The sequence below is a fragment of the Methanoculleus sp. SDB genome (assembly GCA_001412355.1).
Taxonomy (GTDB): domain Archaea; phylum Halobacteriota; class Methanomicrobia; order Methanomicrobiales; family Methanomicrobiaceae; genus LKUD01.
This window is the reverse complement of the sequence record LKUD01000058.1, coordinates 38,509-45,698: the sequence shown is the minus strand read 5'-3', so window position 1 is coordinate 45,698 and position 7,190 is coordinate 38,509. Positions and strand designations below refer to the sequence as shown.

At 62.8% G+C, this 7,190-nt stretch carries 6 protein-coding genes; 3 read left to right on the top strand and 3 right to left on the bottom strand.

Features of this window, described 5'->3' with window-relative positions:
- The first annotated feature begins 12 nt into the window (after positions 1-12).
- Together APR53_03835 and APR53_03830 are read left to right on the top strand one after the other, a co-directional pair.
- Positions 13-1,071 (top strand): molecular chaperone DnaJ, encoded by a 1,059-nt coding sequence (locus tag APR53_03835; GenBank protein ID KQC04181.1) that lies wholly within the window; start codon positions 13-15, stop codon positions 1,069-1,071.
- A gap of 70 nt (positions 1,072-1,141) precedes the next feature.
- Positions 1,142-1,744 (top strand): phosphohydrolase, encoded by a 603-nt coding sequence (locus APR53_03830; protein ID KQC04180.1) that lies wholly within the window; start codon positions 1,142-1,144, stop codon positions 1,742-1,744.
- Between the two features lie 250 nt (positions 1,745-1,994).
- Here APR53_03830 and APR53_03825 read toward each other — a convergent pair whose 3' ends face one another.
- The 3 genes from APR53_03825 to APR53_03815 all read right to left on the bottom strand — a co-directional run bounded on the left by APR53_03825 (position 1,995) and on the right by APR53_03815 (position 6,269).
- Complete coding sequence (locus tag APR53_03825) at positions 1,995-2,909, bottom strand: hypothetical protein (protein KQC04179.1); 915 nt, start codon at positions 2,907-2,909, stop codon at positions 1,995-1,997.
- A gap of 77 nt (positions 2,910-2,986) precedes the next feature.
- A complete protein-coding gene (locus APR53_03820) occupies positions 2,987-4,774 on the bottom strand; it encodes a pyruvate dehydrogenase (protein KQC04191.1) in 1,788 nt (595 codons plus the stop codon).
- 295 nt (positions 4,775-5,069) lie between these two features.
- Complete coding sequence (locus APR53_03815; GenBank protein ID KQC04190.1) at positions 5,070-6,269, bottom strand: malate dehydrogenase; 1,200 nt, start codon at positions 6,267-6,269, stop codon at positions 5,070-5,072.
- A gap of 97 nt (positions 6,270-6,366) precedes the next feature.
- Here APR53_03815 and APR53_03810 point away from each other — a divergent pair, with 97 nt between their 5' ends.
- Positions 6,367-7,185: a hypothetical protein gene (locus APR53_03810; GenBank protein KQC04178.1), complete on the top strand. Its 819-nt coding sequence runs from the start codon at positions 6,367-6,369 to the stop codon at positions 7,183-7,185.
- Positions 7,186-7,190 lie beyond the last annotated feature (5 nt).

Genomic DNA, 7,190 nt, shown 5'->3' with positions numbered 1-7,190 from the left:
TTTTTGAGACCGATGGAAAAAAAGGATTATTACGAAACGCTGGGCGTCACCAAAGAAGCGTCGCAGGATGACATTAAAAAGGCATTCCGGCAGCTTGCACGTAAGTATCACCCGGATCTTAACAAAGGGAGCAGAGAAGCAGAGGAAAAGTTCAAGGAGATAAATATTGCCTACCAGGTACTGAGCGACCCGCAGAAGAAGGCCGAGTACGATCAGGTGGGACACGCGGCGTTCAAACCCGGGGACTTTTCCGGGTACCGGACCCCCAGTTACGACGATCTGTTCCGCGACTTCGGGTTGGGCGATATCTTTGATGTGTTTTCCCGGGGTGTCGGAAGAGAACGAAGCCGGGCGGGCGCGGATCTCAGGTATGATATCGAAATCTCTCTCACGGACGCATTCTACGGTACGAAAAACACCCTCGAGGTTCCCCATTTTTATGAGTGCGGTACCTGCCACGGCACCGGCGGACAGCCCGGTTTTACCCGGGAGTGCCCCACCTGCAAGGGGACCGGCGAGGTCCGGCAGGTGCAGCGGAGCGGCCGGCGGCAGGTGATGACCATCGCCCCGTGCCCCGACTGCAGGGGACGGGGAACGATCATCGAAAAGGCCTGTGAAACCTGCGGGGGCAGAGGGACGATACGAAAAACGCGACGCATTGACCTATCCATCCCCCGTGGCGTGGAAGACGGCCGGTTCCTGCGAATTGCCGGTGAGGGCGAGCCGGGAAGCGAGGGGGGTCCGCCGGGTGACCTGTATGCCGTCATCCATATCCGGAAACACCCGGTATTCGAACGGCTCGGTGCCGATCTCCAGAGCACGACGGCTATCGGGCTCGGCATCGCGCTTCTTGGCGGCGAGATCACCGTGCCGACGCTCACCGGAACGGCCTCCCTGATCATACCGCCGGGGAGCCAGAGCCATACCCTCTTTCGCCTCAGGGGACAGGGAATGCCTCACCTGAATTCAGACAGGCGGGGCGACCTGCTTGTCAGAGTGGTGGTGAAGATACCCGGAAAACTGACGAAAAAACAGGAAGAGCTGGTAAAAGAGGCCTTTCCGGTGAAATAAATCTCCCGCAGGGCATCTCAACACTGTTTTTAATAATGCATTCTCACCAGTACCGGGACGACGTGAGTGTATGGAAGACCAGTTTGCCGCAATGATCGCCTACGTGCAGTCGGCGTTTCGGGAGTCGGGATCCCACGGATTCGATCACGTCCTCCGGGTCACGCTACTCTGCGAACGGCTGGGTGCGGATGAGCAGGCGGATATGCGGATCCTGCTCCCCGCAGCGTTGTTTCACGATATCGGCCGGCCTGCCGAGGAGGCGACCGGGATACCCCACGAGGAGGAAGGGGCCCGGATTGCGGAGCGGTATCTCCGGTCGGTACGGTACGACGACGCGCGTATCCCGGCGATTGTCCACGCCATCCGCACGCACCGGTTCAGGTCGGCGGCGATACCGGAAACCCCCGAGGCACGGATTCTCTCCGACGCGGACAAGCTGGATGCAATGGGGGCGGTCGGGATTGCCCGGACGTTCATGCAGGCCGGGGAGCGCGGCGGTGACATGACCGACGCCGCCGGCCATATCACGGAGAAACTGCTCCTGCTCCGGGACCGGCTGTATACTGCGAGCGCCCGGCGCATGGCACAGGAGCGGCACGCGGTGCTGGTCGCTTTTCTTGCGGCCCTCACCGATGAGCTGGCGGTACCCCCGCCGCCCCGGGCTCCTCCCTGACCGGGAGGCGGGACAGCCCCGACCCCGCAGGCCTCCGGACACGGGAATGTCGTGACGCACGCACCGATGCCGGCGGGATGCACGGCTTCGCGACAGGATACGGGCGGCATGTGAGATGTATGCTATTGCCGGAATCGCGGGAGTTCGATGATAGAACCGGTTGGTTCGCTATCGCGGCCTTCCGCTCATGCATGCGCGAAATGCCATGGCTCCGGGGAGAGGGGTGGAGGCGGCAGGCCGGGCTTCCCCCCTATTTGCCGGTAATCCGGCGCATGTCATTTCTTCCGGCCCGGAGCACCGGATCGTCGGGGGAGAGGGCGAGGGCTTTTTCGTATGCGTCGCGTGCCTCGTCGAAACGGCCCAGTTCCCGGAGCGTGCAGGCGAGGCCGCCCAGGATGTAGACATTCTTCGGATCGGCGGCGTGGGCGCGGCGATAGGCGTCGGCCTCCTCCTCCCGCCGCCCGAGTGCGGCAAGCGCATGTCCCTTGTTGAAGAGGATGCCTGCCTTTTCCGGCTCGTGTTCGAGCGCCCGGTCATAGTGACCGACGGCCTCCTCCCAGAGCCCGAGATCGGAAAGCAGGTTGCCGATATTGTTCAGGACGCGGGTGTCCGCCGGATCACGGCGGAGCGCCTCGCGGTACGTGGCGAGCGCCTCGTCGGGGCGGCCGAGTGCGGAGAGCACGTACCCTTTGTTGGCATACACCGCTGCGTTGTCCGGCTCGGCGGCAAGCGCTTTTTCATAGGCCGCGAGCGCCTCCTCCTCCCGCCCGAGGTCGGAGAGCAGGTTACCCATGTTGGTGAGCGCCATGGCATTGTCGGGCTCCTCGTCGAGCACCCGCTCAAAGAGGGCGAGCGCCTCCTTCTCGCGCCCGAGGTTCCTGAGTACGTGAACGGCATTATTCAGCGCGACATCGGCAAGCAGCGGATTTTCCGGCCGGAGATCGATGACTTTTTTGAATTCGGCAAGCGCCTCCTCTTCGCGCCCGGACTGTGCGAGTGCGTTGCCGATGCGGTTGCAGGCGGCGAGGTATTCGGGGTCCGTGGCCCGGATCTGCCGGTAGGCCTCGATCGCTTCCTCATACTTTCCTTTCTCAAGCAGGGCATCGCCCCGTTTCTCCCATTCCCCGGAATCCGGCACGGCGGACTCCTGAATCGTCGGCGGCATGGTTCTCACGGGGGTGTATGGGCACCGGGGCACTTCAAGGTGACGCCCGCGGACGGCTCGGGCACCCCGCATCCCAATCACGTTCTGCCGCTTCCGAACCGGTCCGGGTCCGTGAAAACATCGACGATGACAGGACGGTTCAGTGCCATCGCCCTCTCGATCGCCGGGCCGAGGTCCCCGGGCCGCTCCACCCGGATGCCGACTCCGCCGCACGCGTCGGCATAGGCGGCGAAGTCGGGATTGAGGAGATCGGTCGCGTAGTTCTCGTACTGCTCCATCATTTGCTCCACCCGGATCATGGCGAGCTGCCGGTTCGAGAGCACGACGACCACCATGGGAAGATCGTACTTGACGGCGGTCACGAAATCGGCCATCGCCATCGCAAACCCGCCGTCTCCGGTGATACAGAAGACGGCTTTGTCGGGATACGCGCATTTTGCCGCGATGGCGGCAGGGAAGCCGAACCCCATCGTGCCGAGATAGCCGGACATGGCGAACCGCTGGTGCTTCATCCGGAAATTGCGGCCGAACCACCACTGGTTTTCGCCCACGTCCAGCGTGATGACGGCGTCATCGGGAATCAGCGCGGAGAGCACCTTCATGATATAAGGCGGGCGTATCGGGACGGCGTTTTCGTCCGCCTCGCGGTCGGGGTGCGCCCGCCACTCCTCTTTCATCGCGGCGATGCGCTCCCGCATGCCCTCCTCCGGCTTCGGCTCAAGGAGAGGGAGGAGGAGCGGGAGGAGGTGCACGCAGTTGCCCCACAGAGGGATGCAGTCGGCGTTCATACCGAGTTTGACGGGATTCGTGTCGACCTGCACGATCTTTTTGTCGAGCGGAACATTGGTGAATTTCGAAAAGCCGACACCCAGTGTGATTAAGAGATCGGCATCGGTGACCAGTTTCCGTGCATGGGGCGACCCGACCGATCCGAGGATTCCGATGAGCCATTCATGGTTATCGGGGAGGATGCCCTTGGAGCGGAACGTGGTGACGATGGGCGCCCGAAGGGTGGCGGCGAGGCGGACGACGTCATCCGCCGCCCGGTGCGCTCCCCATCCGGCGATGATCACCGGACGGCGGGCGGCATTGATCGCCTCCGCCGCAGCGCGAAGGCCGCGTCCGGCGGGCACAACGGGGAAATCCCGGATGCATGTTTCACGCGGGCTGTGGGGTGCGCTGAGGGGCATTTTCTGGATGTCGTTCGGGACCGACAGCTGGGCGACGCCTTCGTGGAGGGACGCATATTTCAGCGCCTTCGTGAGCAGCAGGACCGCCGTCTTCCGATCGTAGATCGTGTTGTTGTAGACGGTGACCGGCCGGAAAAAGGCGTCCTGGTCGATCTCCTGGATGCCGCCCGGCCCGGTGTACTGGGTTTTCACCTGCCCGTTGATGGAGAGCACCGATGCGTGATCCTCCTTCGCGTCATAGAGGCCGGTCGCAAGGTTCGTCGCACCGGGCCCCGCGATCGTGAGGCAGGCGGCGATGTTGCCGGTGAGCTTGTGGTATGCGGATGCCGCCATCGCCGCGTTCTCTTCATGGCGGACCACGATGTACCGCATGCTATGGTTCCTTCGGACGGCGTCGACAAGCCCGAGGGACGACGTTCCGGGCAGGCCGAAGATCAGGGAGATCCCCCATGCCGCCATCTCGGCGATCAGCACGTCGGAAACCGTCGTATCCGCCGTTTCGTGCACCGCCTCCCGGAGGACGGGTTCGAAGACATTCTTTCCCGAGCCGCAGACAGGGCATTTCCAGTCGTCCGGCAGGTCCCCGAATCGCGTGTGCAGGGGAGTGTCCGTCGCCGGCTCGCCGGCCTCCTCGTCGTAGACATAGCCGCAGACACTGCATTTCCATTTTGTCACCGCCCGTGCCGGTCCGGTATCCGCTCCTTCGGGGAGCGGTGCGAAAGCGCTCCTGTCCGCCCCGCAGACGGGGCATCGCCAGTCCTCCGGCAGATCCCCGAATCGCGTACCCGGCGGGGTATCCATCGCCGGTTCACCCCGCTCTTCGTCATAGACATAGCCGCAGATGCTGCATTTCCATTTCGCCATAGAAATCTCCCGCCCCGCGATCACCGGTTTTCCGGGGATTCGGGGTCTGCCATAGGGGGAAGTGGGAAGGAGCGATCATAAAAAAGTATTGCCGCCGGATACGCGGTCAGGCAACAAACCGGGCGCACCCGCACGCCACCGCCTCGGCCCTCACGGCTTCGGCGACCGCCCTTGTGACCCCCTTGTCCAGCACGTTCGGGAGGATGCGGGACCGGTTCGGTTTTGCCACATAGTCGGCGAGGGCGTGGGCGGCAGCGAGCTTCATCTCGTCGGTGATGCGGGAAGCGCCGGCATCAAGGGCGCCCCGGAAGATCCCGGGAAAGGCAAGGACGTTGTTGATCTGGTTCGGGTAATCGCTCCGCCCGGTGCCCACCACCGCGGCGCCGCCCGCGTGCGCCTCCTCCGGCATGATCTCCGGCACGGGATTGGCGAGAGAGAGAACGATGGGGTCCGGTGCCATCGTCCGCACCATCCCGCGGGTGACGAGTCCCGGGGCCGATACGCCGATGAAGACATCCGCACCGGCCATCGCATCGGCCAGGGTTCCGGTGCGGTTTTCGGTGTTCGTCTCGTGGGCGAGGATGTACTTGTGGTAGTTTTCGAAGAGGTCGTCGCGCCCCCGGAAGATGATGCCCTTTCTGTCGCAGACGATGAGGTCCCCGACCACGATGCATGCCTTGTTCCTGATTCCGAGGCATTTCAGCAGCCGGGCGATGGCATACCCGGCGGCACCGGCACCGCTGACGGCAATTCTGAGATGGGTGAAATCCTTTCCCGTCGCCCGGCAGGCGTTGATGAGCGCGGCAAGCACCACGACCGCGGTCCCGTGCTGGTCGTCGTGCATGACCGGGATGCCGATATCCTGCAGCTCCTCCTCGATCGCAAAGCACCGGGGCGCCGCGATGTCCTCGAGGTTGATGCCCCCGAAGACGGGTGCGATGTTTTTAATCTCCTCGACGAGGTTCTCGTCCTGCGAATGGAAACAGATGGGAAATGCGTCGATGCCGGCGAATTCCCTGAAGAGAATTGCTTTGCCTTCCATGCCCGGGATTGCGCCGTACCCGCCGATATTTCCGAGTCCGAGCACCGCGGACCCGTCGCTGATGACGGCGACCGAATTCCCCTTGAGGGTATAGCGGAATGCGCGATCCGGTTCTTCGGCAATCTTCCTGGACACCTCGGCCACGCCCGGCGTATAGGCGAGGCTCAGGTCATGGCGGGTGTGGATCGGGATCTTTGACCGTACTTCCAGTTTTCCCCGGTGCCGCTTGTGAAGGGCAAGCGATTCTGCGTATATATCGTTCAGGCCGGACATCTCTCCTCCTTATGTTTCTCGTGTCGGGAACGGGACAGAAGAGCCTGAATTCCGCTATCCTTTTCCCTGACCGTGCCTATTGTGTCGTGTGGACATAAACGTTGGCGACCAGAAAATCTTCGCACTGGATGATCCGCTCGGGATGGAGGGGGCGGGAAAAAAGGCGGAGGAGCTGAAAGGGCAGGCATTCGGGACCCTGGACAAACTGCTTTTCCTCTCGCGGAACGACGAGACACACCTCCGGTACATCGAAAAACGGTACGAACCCTTCTGGCACCTGCACTACAGCACCCATATTGAATACGAGCGGCAGCAGAGGTATGCTTTCGAGGTCGGTCCTGTCGTGCAGACGGTCGTCATCGACGGGCGGGAGTACCGCCCCCGGTCCGGGAAATGTACCCTACAGGGCCTTGAGCGCTGCGTCGAGGACCTGTCGGCCGCGGCGTTCGTGGATGCCGTGACCGGTGGGCACCGCACGTTCGCCCGCCATGTCGCCGCTTCGCGTACCGGTATTTCCGGGACCGAAGAGCTGGAAAGCGGGGATGCCATCGTCGTTCCGCCCAGAGTGAAGGCGTCGTCCCTGACCCGCACCATTATCGCCGGGATGCTGCGTCCCGTCACGGCGGATCATATTGCGGTCGAGAAGATCCTGATCGATACCCTGCATCTCTATTTCCGCCCCGTCTATGCGTTCGAGTACTTCTGGCCGTCGAAACAGAAGACGGCCACACTCGAGCTTGATGCCGTCACCCTGGAATTCCGGCACGGCGGCGTCACGCTGAAGCAGAAAATGCGCGAGGTCTTCTCCGAACACGATCTCTTCGATCTCGGTGCGGATGTCGTCGATCTCATCGTGCCGGGCGGAGGGATAGCCGTCAAACTCGCGCGAAAAGTCGCGAAGAAGTGATGCGG

Excerpts from the sequence above, each read along its gene's own strand:
- APR53_03835 (KQC04181.1), top strand. The coding sequence starts at position 13 with ATGGAAAAAAAGGATTATTACGAAACGCTGGGCGTCACCAAAGAAGCG.
- APR53_03830 (KQC04180.1), top strand. The coding sequence starts at position 1,142 with ATGGAAGACCAGTTTGCCGCAATGATCGCCTACGTGCAGTCGGCGTTT.
- APR53_03825 (KQC04179.1), bottom strand. The coding sequence starts at position 2,909 with ATGCCGCCGACGATTCAGGAGTCCGCCGTGCCGGATTCCGGGGAATGG.